The organism is Tenacibaculum sp. 190524A02b (assembly GCF_964036645.1).
GTDB lineage: Bacteria > Bacteroidota > Bacteroidia > Flavobacteriales > Flavobacteriaceae > Polaribacter > Polaribacter vairaonense.
In genome coordinates this window covers 4,757,212-4,771,603 of record NZ_OZ038525.1, presented here as the reverse complement: position 1 = coordinate 4,771,603, position 14,392 = coordinate 4,757,212, and the positions used below count along the sequence as shown (strand labels likewise).

The 14,392-nt window shown below is 30.8% G+C and carries 27 protein-coding genes; 1 reads left to right on the top strand and 26 read right to left on the bottom strand.

Annotation, left to right across the window (positions count from 1 at the left end):
* The 23 genes from ABNT65_RS19530 to ABNT65_RS19420 all read right to left on the bottom strand — a co-directional run bounded on the left by ABNT65_RS19530 (nucleotide 1) and on the right by ABNT65_RS19420 (nucleotide 12,442).
* Nucleotides 1-579, bottom strand: coding sequence for a hypothetical protein (locus tag ABNT65_RS19530; RefSeq protein WP_348746632.1), 579 nt, complete (start codon nucleotides 577-579; stop codon nucleotides 1-3).
* Between the two features lie 43 nt (nucleotides 580-622).
* On the bottom strand, nucleotides 623-1,012 hold the full coding sequence (locus ABNT65_RS19525; RefSeq protein ID WP_348746631.1) for a hypothetical protein: 390 nt from the start codon (nucleotides 1,010-1,012) through the stop codon (nucleotides 623-625).
* A 4-nt stretch (nucleotides 1,013-1,016) separates the two neighbouring features.
* On the bottom strand, nucleotides 1,017-1,517 hold the full coding sequence (locus ABNT65_RS19520; protein ID WP_348746630.1) for a hypothetical protein: 501 nt from the start codon (nucleotides 1,515-1,517) through the stop codon (nucleotides 1,017-1,019).
* 13 nt (nucleotides 1,518-1,530) lie between these two features.
* Nucleotides 1,531-2,226, bottom strand: a complete 696-nt coding sequence (locus ABNT65_RS19515; RefSeq protein WP_348746629.1) for a hypothetical protein — start codon at nucleotides 2,224-2,226, stop codon at nucleotides 1,531-1,533.
* Nucleotides 2,213-3,781 (bottom strand): hypothetical protein, encoded by a 1,569-nt coding sequence (locus tag ABNT65_RS19510; protein ID WP_348746628.1) that lies wholly within the window; start codon nucleotides 3,779-3,781, stop codon nucleotides 2,213-2,215. Before ABNT65_RS19510 ends, ABNT65_RS19515 begins: the two co-directional genes overlap by 14 nt.
* Before the next feature lie 107 nt (nucleotides 3,782-3,888).
* On the bottom strand, nucleotides 3,889-4,083 hold the full coding sequence (locus ABNT65_RS19505) for a hypothetical protein (RefSeq protein WP_348746627.1): 195 nt from the start codon (nucleotides 4,081-4,083) through the stop codon (nucleotides 3,889-3,891).
* Between the two features lie 16 nt (nucleotides 4,084-4,099).
* A complete protein-coding gene (locus tag ABNT65_RS19500) occupies nucleotides 4,100-4,702 on the bottom strand; it encodes a hypothetical protein (protein WP_348746626.1) in 603 nt (200 codons plus the stop codon).
* A gap of 100 nt (nucleotides 4,703-4,802) precedes the next feature.
* On the bottom strand, nucleotides 4,803-5,207 hold the full coding sequence (locus ABNT65_RS19495; RefSeq protein ID WP_348746625.1) for a hypothetical protein: 405 nt from the start codon (nucleotides 5,205-5,207) through the stop codon (nucleotides 4,803-4,805).
* A gap of 9 nt (nucleotides 5,208-5,216) precedes the next feature.
* On the bottom strand, nucleotides 5,217-5,372 hold the full coding sequence (locus ABNT65_RS19490; RefSeq protein WP_348746624.1) for a hypothetical protein: 156 nt from the start codon (nucleotides 5,370-5,372) through the stop codon (nucleotides 5,217-5,219).
* 14 nt (nucleotides 5,373-5,386) lie between these two features.
* A complete protein-coding gene (locus ABNT65_RS19485; RefSeq protein ID WP_348746623.1) occupies nucleotides 5,387-5,584 on the bottom strand; it encodes a hypothetical protein in 198 nt (65 codons plus the stop codon).
* A gap of 17 nt (nucleotides 5,585-5,601) precedes the next feature.
* Complete coding sequence (locus ABNT65_RS19480; RefSeq protein ID WP_348746622.1) at nucleotides 5,602-5,982, bottom strand: hypothetical protein; 381 nt, start codon at nucleotides 5,980-5,982, stop codon at nucleotides 5,602-5,604.
* A 108-nt stretch (nucleotides 5,983-6,090) separates the two neighbouring features.
* Nucleotides 6,091-6,336 (bottom strand): hypothetical protein, encoded by a 246-nt coding sequence (locus ABNT65_RS19475; RefSeq protein ID WP_348704020.1) that lies wholly within the window; start codon nucleotides 6,334-6,336, stop codon nucleotides 6,091-6,093.
* Between the two features lie 19 nt (nucleotides 6,337-6,355).
* On the bottom strand, nucleotides 6,356-6,997 hold the full coding sequence (locus ABNT65_RS19470; protein ID WP_348746621.1) for a DNA cytosine methyltransferase: 642 nt from the start codon (nucleotides 6,995-6,997) through the stop codon (nucleotides 6,356-6,358).
* A gap of 2 nt (nucleotides 6,998-6,999) precedes the next feature.
* Nucleotides 7,000-7,191, bottom strand: a complete 192-nt coding sequence (locus ABNT65_RS19465; protein ID WP_348740250.1) for a hypothetical protein — start codon at nucleotides 7,189-7,191, stop codon at nucleotides 7,000-7,002.
* A gap of 234 nt (nucleotides 7,192-7,425) precedes the next feature.
* A complete protein-coding gene (locus tag ABNT65_RS19460; protein WP_348746620.1) occupies nucleotides 7,426-7,677 on the bottom strand; it encodes a DUF3850 domain-containing protein in 252 nt (83 codons plus the stop codon).
* 20 nt (nucleotides 7,678-7,697) lie between these two features.
* Entirely contained in the window at nucleotides 7,698-7,901 is a 204-nt protein-coding gene (locus tag ABNT65_RS19455; RefSeq protein WP_348738441.1) for a hypothetical protein, read from the bottom strand.
* 50 nt (nucleotides 7,902-7,951) lie between these two features.
* Nucleotides 7,952-8,194, bottom strand: coding sequence for a hypothetical protein (locus ABNT65_RS19450; protein WP_348746619.1), 243 nt, complete (start codon nucleotides 8,192-8,194; stop codon nucleotides 7,952-7,954).
* Between the two features lie 41 nt (nucleotides 8,195-8,235).
* Nucleotides 8,236-8,433, bottom strand: coding sequence for a hypothetical protein (locus ABNT65_RS19445; RefSeq protein ID WP_348746618.1), 198 nt, complete (start codon nucleotides 8,431-8,433; stop codon nucleotides 8,236-8,238).
* 73 nt (nucleotides 8,434-8,506) lie between these two features.
* Nucleotides 8,507-8,842 carry a hypothetical protein gene (locus ABNT65_RS19440; protein WP_348746617.1) on the bottom strand — a complete coding sequence of 112 codons (336 nt, stop codon included), beginning with the start codon at nucleotides 8,840-8,842 and terminating at the stop codon, nucleotides 8,507-8,509.
* A complete protein-coding gene (locus tag ABNT65_RS19435) occupies nucleotides 8,839-9,147 on the bottom strand; it encodes a hypothetical protein (RefSeq protein ID WP_348746616.1) in 309 nt (102 codons plus the stop codon). Before ABNT65_RS19435 ends, ABNT65_RS19440 begins: the two co-directional genes overlap by 4 nt.
* Before the next feature lies 1 nt (nucleotide 9,148).
* Nucleotides 9,149-11,002: a hypothetical protein gene (locus ABNT65_RS19430; protein ID WP_348746615.1), complete on the bottom strand. Its 1,854-nt coding sequence runs from the start codon at nucleotides 11,000-11,002 to the stop codon at nucleotides 9,149-9,151.
* An 88-nt stretch (nucleotides 11,003-11,090) separates the two neighbouring features.
* The gene (locus ABNT65_RS19425; RefSeq protein WP_348746614.1) at nucleotides 11,091-11,381 is read right to left on the bottom strand and encodes a hypothetical protein; all 291 of its coding nucleotides are present in this window, start codon (nucleotides 11,379-11,381) and stop codon (nucleotides 11,091-11,093) included.
* 746 nt (nucleotides 11,382-12,127) lie between these two features.
* The gene (locus ABNT65_RS19420) at nucleotides 12,128-12,442 is read right to left on the bottom strand and encodes a hypothetical protein (protein ID WP_348746613.1); all 315 of its coding nucleotides are present in this window, start codon (nucleotides 12,440-12,442) and stop codon (nucleotides 12,128-12,130) included.
* Nucleotides 12,443-12,549: 107 nt separating this feature from the next.
* Between ABNT65_RS19420 and ABNT65_RS19415 the strand changes: the two genes are divergently transcribed.
* Nucleotides 12,550-13,002, top strand: coding sequence for a helix-turn-helix transcriptional regulator (locus ABNT65_RS19415; RefSeq protein ID WP_348746612.1), 453 nt, complete (start codon nucleotides 12,550-12,552; stop codon nucleotides 13,000-13,002).
* Here the strand turns inward: ABNT65_RS19415 and ABNT65_RS19410 are convergent.
* The 3 genes from ABNT65_RS19410 to ABNT65_RS19400 are packed head-to-tail and all read right to left on the bottom strand — an operon-like array spanning nucleotide 12,995 to nucleotide 14,118.
* Nucleotides 12,995-13,195 (bottom strand): hypothetical protein, encoded by a 201-nt coding sequence (locus ABNT65_RS19410; RefSeq protein WP_348746611.1) that lies wholly within the window; start codon nucleotides 13,193-13,195, stop codon nucleotides 12,995-12,997. The genes ABNT65_RS19415 and ABNT65_RS19410 overlap by 8 nt on opposite strands.
* A gap of 4 nt (nucleotides 13,196-13,199) precedes the next feature.
* Nucleotides 13,200-13,907, bottom strand: coding sequence for a hypothetical protein (locus ABNT65_RS19405; RefSeq protein WP_348746610.1), 708 nt, complete (start codon nucleotides 13,905-13,907; stop codon nucleotides 13,200-13,202).
* A gap of 40 nt (nucleotides 13,908-13,947) precedes the next feature.
* Nucleotides 13,948-14,118: a hypothetical protein gene (locus ABNT65_RS19400; protein WP_348746609.1), complete on the bottom strand. Its 171-nt coding sequence runs from the start codon at nucleotides 14,116-14,118 to the stop codon at nucleotides 13,948-13,950.
* Nucleotides 14,119-14,392 lie beyond the last annotated feature (274 nt).

The following is a 14,392-nucleotide window of genomic DNA, read 5'->3' as shown; positions in this document are numbered from 1 at the left end:
TTATCTCTTTTGGTAAGATTCAAAACCTTTAATGAACACTGACACAAAAAGTGCTTTTCCATCAGCTAAATCAATTTTCGATCCTACTGGATATTCGATGTCAATTTCCGTGATAGAATTTGGTTCAATAAATGCAAAGGCTTCTAAGTTTCTATAATTACTAAAATCTTCTCTACCATTTAAAATTGAATTAATTGGTAATTTTATAATCGCTTCATTCTTTTGCTTTACCACAAGTGTTGCAAAACGTAAAGAAGCTGGCACATTATCAAATGAGTAATCAACTGCATGTACTGGGGTATTCTTATCTGCAACACCAGCAGCTACTGAAATAGCGTTGGCTGCAAATGCTCTACCTTCAGTTAAACGGTTACCATCAAAGTTGGTAACCCCACGTTCAGAAACTGTACTTCCCACTAAAAGATTAACTACTCCTGAAGTTCCCACTTCTTTATTTACATATAATTCACTTGGCATTGGTTTTACATCTTGGATATTCCAATACTTACCTCCTTCATTTTTTGCCTCAAAATAAGTTGCTGCTCTTAAATATTCCTCTTGATTGATATAATGATTCATTCTTACTTTTTTTAATATGTTACTTTAATTGTTTTTTACTTGTTTACATTTGGAAACTTGCAATACTTGGTACAGTTTCAATTTCTTCCTCGTAGTATGGTTCTACTATTGGTTCATCCCATAAAGGATTTCCTAGCATAGGCAATAAAGTTGGATTGTCCTTCCAGCGATCTTCTAAGAAATCTTTTAATAAGTGTCCTGTTTGCGTAGCGGCTATACTTATTAAAGCGTCTTGACCTACCTTGTTAATTGTGCTACTTCTGTCTAAATATGCTGCACCAATTAATCCTGTAGCGATTAAAATTCCTCTTTTCATCTTACCATTTTTTACAAACGGCATTTTCTCATAAATTAAACGCGACCCCATTGCTCCTGCGGTCATCGCGCCTAATGAAATTACAGTTTCTTCAAAACCTTTCTTTTTGTTGCTCATTTTTTTATTGTTTTTTATTGTTGTTCATTAAATACATTACTGCTACTAAAGCCAGTACACCTCCACCTATAAGCACATATTTCATATTACTTTGTTGTGGTTTATTATTGTTATTCTGTTGTTGTTGCATCATCTGCATTTGCATCATCTTCATCATGTTATCCATGCTTGTTTGTTGCAATTTTGCTTGTTGCTCAATTTTTGAAACTAAAACGGGGCCTATATCTTGCGTTTGTCCTGTTTGAGGGTTTTGTACATATACAGGATTTCCATTTTTTGCCTGTACAATTTGGGAATAGGTAGTTCCTGCCATTTCCAAAATTCCTTTTAGCGTTAACCCTGACCAAAAAGAACCTCCTTGTTTTTGTTGCATATCTCCATGCAATCCACCACAACCACAACCACAACCACAACCACAACCGCAACTTGTTTCTTTTCCTCCGTCAGAAGGCTTAAAACCTCCCGTAGGATTTAGCATTATTTCTTTTTTTACTATACTCATCATAGCTTTATGAATTTTATGCCACTACCTTTTGTGGCGTTGTTACTTTTGTTTTTTTAGGTTTGTTTTTAATCATATATAATAACAAAGCTCCTACTGCAACAGCTCCTATTATCATTGGTGTATTTTCTTTTAGTTTACCATTGGTAGCTGCTGCTTTATCTGATTGGCTTTGGCTTTTTGCTTTATTATCTCTTTTAGCCTTATAATCAGCTATTTTTTTCTTGTATAGAGCAATTTGTTGCCTTACGCTTTCTAAATCCTTCTTTAATTTGATAATTTTTTCATGACCTATTTTAATTCCTTCAGTTTGTTGTTTTTCCAGTGTTTCATATGAGCCTCTTATTTTTCCTAAAGCTTCATTTGACATTGCTAACAGCCTTTCTGCTCGTTGTCTTAAAGAAACAGCTTCATTACACCAAGCGCCTAAACCAATACCAATAGCATCTGCAATCCCTTTTTCTTTATTTAAAAGCAAGGTTTCTTTTTCTATTTCATCCTCTAGCTTTTTAATTGTTGCTTTTACGTCTGCCCATTCTCCAGCTTGTTTTCCTTTTTTTAATTCTTCATACTTCCTTTCATATTCAGCTTTTTGCTCTAAAATATTTCTAGCCTGTTGTACTAAATTTCTTGCAATTCCTCGTGAAGGACATAGGTTATCGAAAAAACCTAAGCCTTTAGCTTGTGTTTTTTTAAAATCACGTATTGTCATAGCTCTTTTTATTTATATAAATTAGATAAATCACGGCTAAAGCTGCTACACCATAGCCGATATGCTTTTTCATTTCTTTTCGTTTATAAGCTGCTTTATTTTCTGTTATTTCAGCTTGTAACTTTTCCTTATATGATTTGATTGCTGCTTCGTTGGCTAGATAAAGGTTTTTATACTCTTTTTTTACTAACTCATTATAGTTTGTATCGTATTTTTTGTATAATTCTAAAAGATTTCTGTGGAAAGGTTTTTCATAATAATAAAGCATTTCACCTCCTAAGAAAACTTTTTGCCTTAACGCTTCAATGTGTACTAATATAGGCTCAGCTTTTTGCTTGTATTCTTTCTCTCTTCCATCTGCATAAGTCCATGATAAATGCCTTGCAACTTCATCTAACCAAAGACCTGTATCCTCTCCAAATGGTACAACTGGGATTACTCCATATTTCGCTGGATCTGATTTTATTTTTATTTGGCGGTATTCTCCTAAAACTGGGTTGTCAGCTGCTCCTACTACAAAATAATAAGTACGTTCTGAGGTCATAGCGTTTTCAGTGGTAATATTAACCTTGAAACGTTCTTGAGTATTGATAAAATTTTGCAAATATGTATCGAAGTAACCTCTTAAATTCCTTGCAAAAGGTAGTACTTGTGTTAGAACATCTATTTCGCAATCATCATAGGTACTATAAGCTACCTCATTTTCTAAATGATGAAACCCTAAATCTACTTCTTTTAATACCTCGTTAAAAATGTTTTCAATTCTCGCATTATTTCCAGCCTCAATAGCCTCATCCAGTAAAGAAATTTTGTTCTGTAATACTTTTTGTAAATCTTCCCTTAAATGAAAAGAGACTTTACCAATATCATAGCGGCTACCTGAACAAGAATTTAACTCTTCTAGTAAACTATCTACACCAGCACTTACAAGCTTACCAAAACCACTTGCTAAATGCTTTGTAAAAGCTCCATTTAACCCTGTGTTTTTCGTTGGTAACATATACACATCATCAGCCTTATATATTGGTTGTTCTTCTAATGTGTTAATTGTGCCGTCAATGACATAATACCCTTTATCGAGGTTGCCTGTTTCTTGATCTAAAGGTACTATTACATACACATGGCTATAACTTTCACCTTTAGAAACTATAACTCTACGGAAATAATGTTTTATACCTCTATTTAATAAAATAGTACTGGCAAATATTGAATAGCTTTTACAGTCTAAACCTTCCGCTCTAGTTTTCCAAGCACAGGCTGGACTTCTTAAAAGCTGGTTATAACCGTCTATTTTATATTGTAGGTGATTATAGGTAAAAGAATGTATTTCTTTGCATAATTCAGCTAATGAATAGCTGGCAAATTCCTTTTCGGTAAGTTTTTGGGTATGGTGCTGGTATCGTTTTGCCCAAACTGCCATTTTATTAATCGCCACCTCAGTATCTCCATTAGCAAGAAATACACTACTACAATCGCTTTTAGGCACTAACTTATCGTATTTAGTACCTTTTTTTAAATTGCGATGTAATGCTATGTTTATGGCGTCTCGATTCATTTACAATGCAATAATAAATCGAGTTTTAATTAAGCTTAAAAGTTTCGTGAAGTACTGTTAAGTTTCATAAAGATTGATGAAGTTAGCGTAACTTAAAGGAAGTTACGTTAACTTACATCAAAAGGTAAATCATATAATTTATAAAATTCTTTTACCTCCTTTGGAAGTAAAAGCTTTTTATACCTTGCAACTTTTAAGGGAATACCTCTGTTTTTAGCTATAATTTCATTTAAAACATTCCTAGCTTCATTCACAGGGATAAATGAGTGCTTTCCTAATAATTTTTGCTTGCAGTTTATCATTAAAGGGGATTTAATATTAATTACTTGCAACTACTTTTACATACGAATAGCTCACATTACCATTACTGTCATAAGTATACTGCTTAATAGGCAAAGCAATGTTTTCTGTATTACCTGACATTAGTATTCTATCTATTCTATTAGGGTTTGAGGCTTCGTAATAATAATATAATGTGATTTGTACCTGAAAATCATCAAATTGACAGTAATAATACTCTCTTACTAATCTTCCTTGACTATCTTTTGTTAAATCAGGTACAGAGTTAAAAACATATTCTTTTACAAATTGTAGCATTTTTTCGTAAGTGTCCATTTTGTCAAATAATAACCTCATTGGATCGGCAGGCTCTACTTGTTTTGCTCCTGAAAGTTGAAATTCTTTAGCGATTGCTTTTAAAGCAAATGTACTATTCCCATTAATCTTATCCTTACCAATGTATAAATCGATAGTAGGCACATTTAAAGCTATTTCTTCATTTGTATTAATACTGTCACTAATTAAAATAACATTATCTATTCTTGGGTGTTTTAGAAAATATAAGTTACTTCCTACTAATTCTATTTCTCCTTGGTCATTTAAAACCAAAATGTTTCCGTTTTCAATTTGTGTTATTTGCATTTCTTGCGTTTTTTTAGTTATATTTGGTTTGTCTTAGGAGACGTCCTAAGTCTTTTCTTTTTCATAGCAATTTTCCCGCTCTATTTTGAGCGGGTTTTTTTTATGCAATTTTTTCGAATTTTAAATAATGGGAGATTTCATAAACCCCAATATATTCTTGAACAATTCCTACGCTTGGGTCCAGGAGAATACCATTTTCATTTTTCAATATAAAATGCCCTGAATTATCAGGCTTTTTTAACCTCACAATACTATTGTTTGGCACTTCTTTCATACTGAAATCCCCTACTACTATAAAAGTTTTATAACCTTTTTCTTTTAGATAATTTTCTAAATCATCTTGAATATAGGTTGTGTATTCTTTCCCTAGCTTTTCAACTATTAATTCTATTGAGTCGCCTGTAATCATTGATAGGCAACTTTGTCCACATTGTTTTGACAAATATGGCTGCCTAACAAACATTTGCTTTGCGTTTTCTAAAATTTGTTTTTGCTCTTCTTGCATTGTTTCTATCTAAAAATATGTGTTTATAAAAGTTGCTTTCAATTCTTTGTATTCTACTTCAATATAACCGCCAGCCTCTTCAAAAACTGTTACTTTTTTTAATTCACTATCAGTATTCTCCAGTATTTCAATTATTCCTACTACTGCGTCTTTGTACATATCCATGATTATATTTTAGTTTATATATAATTCATTCGATTATATTTCCCTTTTCCTAGTAACCATCCATAGTAAGCTGCTGTATAGGCTATTTTTACTCTTTTACTAGATAAGAGATTAGGTTTGTAATACCCCTTCGGGTCTTGCGATTTCATTTCTTTATCAAAATCTTTATTTTTAACAGCCTCTTTGTAAAGATTTCTTACCGATGCTTCCATATTCTTTTATTATTGTATTACTTTATTGATCTTTTGCGTTTTTGCGTTTTGTTTAAGTCTGATTCTGCACTTCGTACTATAAACTCTGTGTCACAATCACCTCCAAAACATATTTCTATATATTCACATGTTCCTGAATCCAGTAAAAAATTCTGAAAAATTTTTCTAGCATTTTTGGCTTGTTCTTCGGTTTGCCATCCTGACTTGCTACCATCAGGAGCAATAAAAAATGAAAACTGTTGATTAGCCACCCCCTCCATAATTGGCGAAATACATTTCTCACTCGAAACGCAATCAATATTATCTTTATAAACTTCAATTGCTTTTAAATGAGCCTCTTCAATGTCTTGTTTATTCCAATAAGTTACTATTACTGCATTATGCTTTATATATCCCATTTAGTCTTTTTATATAGTAGTTTCGCCTTTAGGTCATTTCGGCACCAGTCTCAATACATTCTGTTTCCTTTTGTATCAATTACACCACCTTATAACCATAGGCGATAACTACTGTTTGTTTGGTGTTTTAGGAATCATCATTATGTGAGTTGGAGCAGTATCAAAATCTGCATCGTAACAATCATGGGAATTATTCCATTTCGCAGAACACCAACCTTTCTCACCTGAATCATTTTGAAAACACGCTCGAGTACCTTTTGGGTTGAAATCTTCATCTATCCAGTCAGGATTATAACCTATGATTTCAAAGTCATAATTAGTTTCTATTGATTTATCTATTTTTATCCAGTTCATAATATTCGTTTAATTACACTTATTTTATAAAGTCGAAAATATCGACCTGGTTATTATTCTGCTTTTCAGTTTTACCCATTGCACAATTCAAAATGTATTTCCCTGTTTTTGGATTAACGCAATTCCTTAGATTTTTTATTTTGTTTTTCAGTTTGAATCCGGATAAATCAAAACCTAAATACTTTTCGTAATCTGAAATTTTTGCAGTATCCATTTTAAATGGTCTCTTATAATTAAATTCTCCTAGAGGGAAATTAGACCACCAATAATGTCTATCTATTTTTTTTGTTGGATTAATTAAAGGCTCATAATATGGAACTACATTTTCAACAACCCATTTACCCTTAAACCAATATTGTAAGAAAATAACTTGCTGATAAAGCTGCATATCCGGGTATTCCATTTTTAAACCTTTACCGTTTTTAGTTGTATTCATAATACTATGAGTTGGGCATGGTGGAGAACTCCATATAAAATCAAATTCTTTGTAATGATCTAGGAGAAACTTATGAGCATCAGTTACAATTACATTATCATTAGGAAAATATGAACTATATACATCAGCTGTTGCTGCATCATATTCTATAGCTGTGATTTCATGTTTATCACCCCATAACTTGCGATTTCCTCCTATTCCTGCGTATAAGTTCAATATTTTCATAACTACAGTTTAAATTGTCTTACGTATTCAATTGATTGTTCTGCTTGTGGAATAGCTTCTTTAATGTGCTTGTGAATTTCTTCAAATTCTGCAGCTGTTTTTGTTCCGTCGAAATATTCTGCAACCAAACAAATCAAATGACTTGCAGGAGAAAGTTTATTTCTAATGTCAGCTAGTAAATCTTCGTTACTCATAATTTCTACTGTTTTACTTTACTTTGTTTTTACTAATTTTGATTTATGATAAAATTTCTATATTATTCTATAACTATTTGTTTTCTCATATTTACCATTGAGTTTATAATTGATTTTTTTTTAAAACTGACAAAAAGAAAAGAGAAAACAGAAAACAAAAACACTGTATCTTTGATTGTAGCTTTTTCGCTTATTTTTATTTCTTTAATACTTACTTTCATAGGATTGATTTAACTACAGGTTTAATGTTATTGACATAGCAACATATTCTTGGTTTAACCCAAATTGACCACCATGTAAAATGTGTGTTACTTTCACTTTCACATATTCCAATGATTGTTTTTCTTCTAGCGGACAATACTCATTCAGATATAGAATATCTCCAACTTGGAAGTTCCTGTCATTCTTTCTAATCTCAACTTTTTTAGTCCCCTTAACTACATCATTAAAATGCTCTGGGTAAATTTTTAAATCATGTACATTCATAATCCTACAGATTATTTAACCTATTCCAAATGAGATTGTAAAATCTTTCCTTCCTTGTCTTTTATTCCTTTGTCTTCTTGAAGAATTTCCAACCAACAATGTGCTTGTTCCAAAAGAGCTAACACATTTGATATTTCTTTTGGATTTTTCAAGTCATCTTTTGCTAAATTCACCTCTCTTATAGCGTCTGTTATTTTTTCTTCTACTTTTAATAATCTTGTCATTTTATTATTCTTTTTATTTCTCGATCACTTAAACAGGCTGATCGATTAACCTACAGGTATTTAAGTATTCTAACTTTATACATAACACCAATCTCTAGTGCTGTTGATTTTTCAAACCACCATTCACATTCACCATATAGTTGTAGTACTCTATTAATTTTATTCAATGTTTTCATATAAAAATATTCAGCGTCTAAGTATATGATTTGATCTTCTATCCTCAATAGCATAGTTTGTTCGTCTACTATTTTTCCGAGTTTCTCTATTAATTCTGAGTAAGTCATTTTTGCCATAGTTTGCGTTTTTTCGTTAATTATTGCGTTTTTAATTTATCTTACCTAGGTACTGCGTACCCAACATGGATTCTTTTATTTTTTACATCTGCATACACCTCATATACATAACTTCTAATATGTTTTGCTTTTTGGTTTGCTATCTCTAAAACTTCGCTTTCTACTCCTTGGAATAGAAAGGTTTTTCCTTGCTTTATTCTTTTTGTAATTTCTTTATTATTGTCCGTAAAACACCTCATTTTTATATCGTTTAAACCCTTTAGAGGATTTTAGTTATTTGTAATAGTTTTTTAAATTTTGTTTGATATTTAGCTATTTTTCAACATCTAATAGCCCAATAACTTCTTGTACTCTTATTTTATTTATATCAATATTCACTAATGAAATTTGATTTATACATATATTTTTCAGCGCCCAAGCTTCATGGTATTTTAATGTGAATTGTATTTTTTTGTTTCTATTAAGAAGGTTTAAATTTTTCTTCAACTCTCTTTTCTTGGCTTCAAACTTATCTGATAGTAGTGCTGCTATTGAAATAGCCACTTTTTCCTGCTCATTAAAAAAGTTAAATGGAAGCTCATATACTTGATTTAGTAAATCATTTATAGCTAACACATGATCTACGCTAAATTTTAATTTCACTTTCATACACTTATAGCTCTTATTTCTTCTTTTGTTTCATTGTCGTAGAAAATGACTTTGTTAGTCACATTTGCGTAAATAGAGGTTTGAAACCGTCTAAACATTGCAGTTACTAGAGTGTTTACTGTTTTATTATTCTTACTTAAATGATTATACCATACAGGATTGGAAAAACCGCCATTAGATCGCTCATATTTGAGGTGGTTATTACCATTTTTTAGTAGCATTACCATTTTGATAGCGCTACAATTAGGACACACTAGTTTGTTTTTTGCGCTACATTTGCATTTTTTAGAGTTTTGATTGTTCATTTTAAGCTAGGTTAGTTTGAAATTTTAATATACTTGGCAACTGCACAGCAAAATCATTAGGTAGATTATTATCTACATAGTTGTATAGCTGATTTGCACTAAGCTTGCCTAATTCGTACTTTCTGATTGCTTTCTTAAATTTGTCTTGTGCTGTTAACCTTCGTTTACGTTGGTTGGCTTTTTGTACTTTTTCTTTTGCGTCTTTTTCCTTTTGTGCCTGATATTTTAAATGGGATTTCCAATGGCTATGTAAACCGTAAAACCCTATTTCTTTTTGTTTTGTTCTTGTGTTATCAAAGTAGCTTGCAGGGTATAAAGGATTCACTTCTGCTTTTTTAAACCACCTACGAGCAAAATCCAGTTTCCAACGATACTCACGTAGTTTTTTTATAATGGTTTCGTTTTGGGTTATATTATTAAAAAGCTGCTCTTCTAGCATGTTTATTGCTTTTTTCCACTCGCCTACATACACATTTCTACCTTTCCAAATCTTAGCTGAACTTTTTATAAAATCCTGAATTACCACCTGTTTAAACTCATCATTTGGTAAATAGGCGTATTGTGAAACTTTAACTAAATAACTATAAGGCAAACCTTTATAAGAATCATATTCTCCAGCTGCTAATTTTTCGGCTAACACCTTACTATCTTCCAGCTTCCCTATAAAATTGGTAGTTAGCCTATTATTTGTATTCTTTGGCTGTTTCCACCAGCTTGGCATAATTTTTTGAACTTCGCCGCGGCTAAGATTTTTTTCTGAACTTATTCCACGGTGTTCTTGTAGAATGAAGGTGCTTTCGTTTTCCTCCAGCATCGAACCGCATTTGTTATCCACTGTGCTATTTGCACAGTCTTTTATTTTATTTTCTTTTAAGAAAATAGAACAAGTAGTATGCTTCTTATTGTGTAATTTTTTCTCGTTTTCACCAAAAAACTCAGGTTTTTCGGGGGCTCTGGACTTTGGAGGATTTCCGTCGAAAATTTCAACAATTTCAGGATTAAAATTATACTCCACAGGTCTATTAGAACCAAAAAACCTACGATTTAGGAGCAAACCAGCCTCACGAAGTCTTTTTACATGGTTTTGCGCTGTTTTTTTGCAGATAGTGAACTTCTTAACGCCTGATATTTTATGTTTAACAATATCGTAAGGGTTTAGCTTTAAAGATGGCATAGCATTTTTATAGACACTGGTTGGTCTATTCATTTCTAACAAAAACGCATTGCGCTTTTTTAGTTGACCCGCATAGAAATACAGAAGAACATAAAATATTTCTTCTGTGAAGTCTTTTATATATTGTTTTCTTTTTTTAGCTACATAGTAACCTTTTAAACTCGTGTTATAACCCTCTACTAAGGAATTATACTCCCGAGTAAGTTTACTGTTATTATCTTTTTGAAACTTTGCTATTGCTTTTAAAACTGCTTTGTCTGAATGTTTTACAACTTGTTTATTATAGTTGTTTATTTCTTTGTTTTCTTCTTGTACTTGTAGGTTATACTTGTCTCTATACGCTCTATATTTTATGATAGCTGCGTAAATTGCGGAATTATCCAAATAAGGATAATTAATATATGGGTAGTTTGTACTTTTTACTTCAATTTCTACTCCTTTTTTTAGGAGTATAAAACCATTTCGATTGTTAAACTCTTCTACTTCTTTGTTGTATTGAGAAGTAGTTAGCCCTTTTCGCTGGGCATTATCATTAAAGTTTTTAATCGTGTGAATTTGAATTGGCGAAAGTTCAAAGGTTGCCAAGTTGTTTTTAACTGCTTGGTTATACATGCCAATTTCACTTAAAATTTTTGCGCTTTTTTGCGTAAAGTTTGCGCTTTTTTGTCTATCTTTGTTCATGTAGATTTAGGATTAGTAACATTATCTTATTTCACGGTATTAAAAAGTGGTTGGACCGTCAAATTCAAGCCACTTTTTTTTATACTTTTTAGTGATATTTATTTCTGTAATTCCATTTAGTTTTTTCATTCTCATTTTGCCTTGCTTCCATTTCCATCGGCATTGTATCATATCCAATAATTAGTAACTGAATAAAGTATCTAAAATAAAACATGATTAAACCCATTCTTTTATATTGTTTCCAGTGTATTAAATCATGTTCGAGTATCTTTTTATCTCCTTTTAAATCACTTCTTATAAATATTCCAAATGGCGGAATGGTCATTCCCCTAAATGGAGGTATAATATATTTTGTATATATAATTCTTGGAGCTTTCATCTTTTTAGCCTTTAATTTCTATTGGATCAATTACAACTATTTCGTTTATAGCTTCCTGTGTTAATTCTGTTTTCATTTATGATATTTATTTAATTGGCAGTGAAGAAAAATCCCTTATGAATAAGATTATAAAAATTCAGGCAGTTTTCTTTTGTTTCTCTACACTACCAATATGTTAATGAACTTATTTAATGACAGAACTAAGAAGCTAAAAGCACTCATGTTATCTAAGGGAACGGAACTATTTATTACTTTAATCACAAAATCAAATAAAGCTCCTTAGTCTATCATTTTGGAAAGCAGAAAAGAAAAGATAACTAAATCATTAAACTAATCCATTACCACCTGTTTATTCAGGTTGTTTTTTCGTGAATCTTTTCTGCTAATATGTTAATGAACTTTGTTATTGATGTTTACAAGTGTTTTAAAAAGCACCGTGCATTACACACGGTACTTTAAAACTAACTAACTACTAAACTCACTTCTACATTTACTCCTAACCAAACATCTATGAACTTTTTAATAAGTACCCCGTACTTTATTATTTTTGGCGAAAATTATGAAGTTTTACGGGGTACTGTTTGGGTAAGTATCTAAACTTAGTCCACGGTATTTTTAACTTCTTGCCAGTTATGTTTTTAAAAGCCCTGCAATACTTCCCCGAAACCTTTTTTGTTTTTAAATAAAAACTTTTTAAGTATTACAAGGCTTTAATTTTTTGCGCTTTTGCGTTTTTTTTTGCGCTTTTATACTGCTAACCTGTCTAACTCATCTTGAACAGATTGTATTTGATATTTCCATGATGAATTATTACATCTACCCGGATTACAAATTAATTTAGTGTCTGGGTCACTACGTTGCTGCTTTAACCAGTAGTCAGTAACACCAAACATTTTAATAACCTCTTTATGTGAGGCGTATTTAACTCTGTGATCTACTCTATTACTCATAAGCATCTCGCTTATAAGCTCTTTTAAATCAGATTTTCTAACCACAATTAACTCTTGATTGAGTATTGCGTTTAATAAACTGTTGTTGTTAAGTTCTTGAGTATTTTCCACTATTGTTAATTTTCGCCTTAGTTCTCTAAAAAAAACTATATTTGTGTTGTATTGTTATGCAATAATACAACTATTTCGCAGAATAAAAAACTATTTCGCATAAAAATATGCAAAAACGTGATATTTCTTATATGGATACCAGTAAAAGAATACAGCTAATCATAAAACAATTAGGTTTAAACAACAGTAGCTTTGCAAAGAGGATTGGTGTATCTAGCACAACTATTGATGGATACACTAAAGGAAGAAGAAACCCAAAAGGAGAAACAATTATATCTCAGCCTAACTTTGATGCAATTAAAAAAATAACAGAAACGTTCAACATAAACGCATATTTTTTACTGGGGTTATCTGAAGAAATGTTCAACAAAAACACTAATAGTTTAGATAGTTTTTCTATAGAAGAGATCATAACTTATATTTTTGATAAAAAAGCAGAATTTAGAAATAGTACAGTTTATCAACTTCTAATGGAAAATGAGCTAAAAGAAAAAGTAATAGAAAAATTAAAAGAGGAAAAACAAAAACTTTTAGATAGTAAAAACATTAAAACTAATTAACTTTAATATTATTCTCCAGTAATAATATATCAAGCTGAAGTTCTTTTATTTCTTCGTCTAGCCTTTCATTATCTTTTTTCATTTCTACAATTTTACTTTCTACACTTGGTTTAATAGTAGTTTTAAAAATTTTTTTCTGCCTTTTAGAGATAAATTCTCTCTTCCTTAATAATCTTTTTATAAATGCTATCATCTCCCTACAATTCAAGTGTTTTTATAATATCATTTTCAAACTCATTTATATTAGCGCTAACTGGTTCAGAAACCATACAAGGTTTACCATATTGCTCTGCATATCTTGCTTTAACCGCTAACTTAGGGTAATGAATTGTTTTTATCCTTTCAAGTAAAGACAATTGGCTTAATATAATGTCGTCTTTGTAAGTATAGTACTTTATTAAATAATATGTAAAAACAGAAGCCAAAACAGCACAAAATAGAATCAATAAAACATAGTTAGTTTGGGTAAAGTCTTTTTGAGTAAAAAACAGCAAATGAACCAACCAAAAGAAAGAAACAGTTATTCCTGATAAAGAAACTAACTGAAACTTGAAATTACTTCCTTTTGCTATATCATCATATAATGATTTACAACTAAAAAACATCCCCAAGCTTACCAAACCAAAAACAAAAATCCAAAACCGAAAACTAGACCTTCCTCTAAAAGAGAAAGATTGACTAGCTTTATGTTTCCGCTTATTAATTGACTTAACTTTAATACTTGTATTCTCTAGTAATTTTTTTACTTTTAATGAATACTCCTCTTTTGTTAATTTATTATTAAGTAAATCCTCAATGTATTTATTCTGAAGCGTATTTCTATTATTAATAGCTACTTTATACTCTTTTTTAAGTGTTGATATTTTTGGAGATACAGCAGGATAAAAAATATGTAATAAAGACATTACAACCAATAAAAAAGCTATGATGCCTTTTAAAACTCCGCTAATCCTCCGTAAAATCTTCTTCGTCGATATCTCCGTTTTCTTTTGGTTCAATAATTTTGATTTTTGACTGTATTTCATTTTCCTTTAATTCTTCCAAACTGTTATCGGTGCAACCTGTTAATATTGTTAAACCAAACACCGTAACTAATAGAAATAATACTCTTTTCATTTTACTTTAATTTAATATTTATAAAAAAGTAAAATTAATAGGTTAATTATTTAACAGCTAGCTGTGAACAGTATTTTTTTAGTGTTTTTTTTAACAATTTTTAGTTTGCAATTGAAACAAAACTAATGCCTTAATATTAAAAAAACAAATACCGTGGACAAATCTATATAATTTTAACAAAAAAAATAATAAGGGTTAACCCTAAAAACAAACTAAGGGTTAACCCTTAATCAATACACAATAACCATTAAACAACATTCAGTAAAAGTCCTTA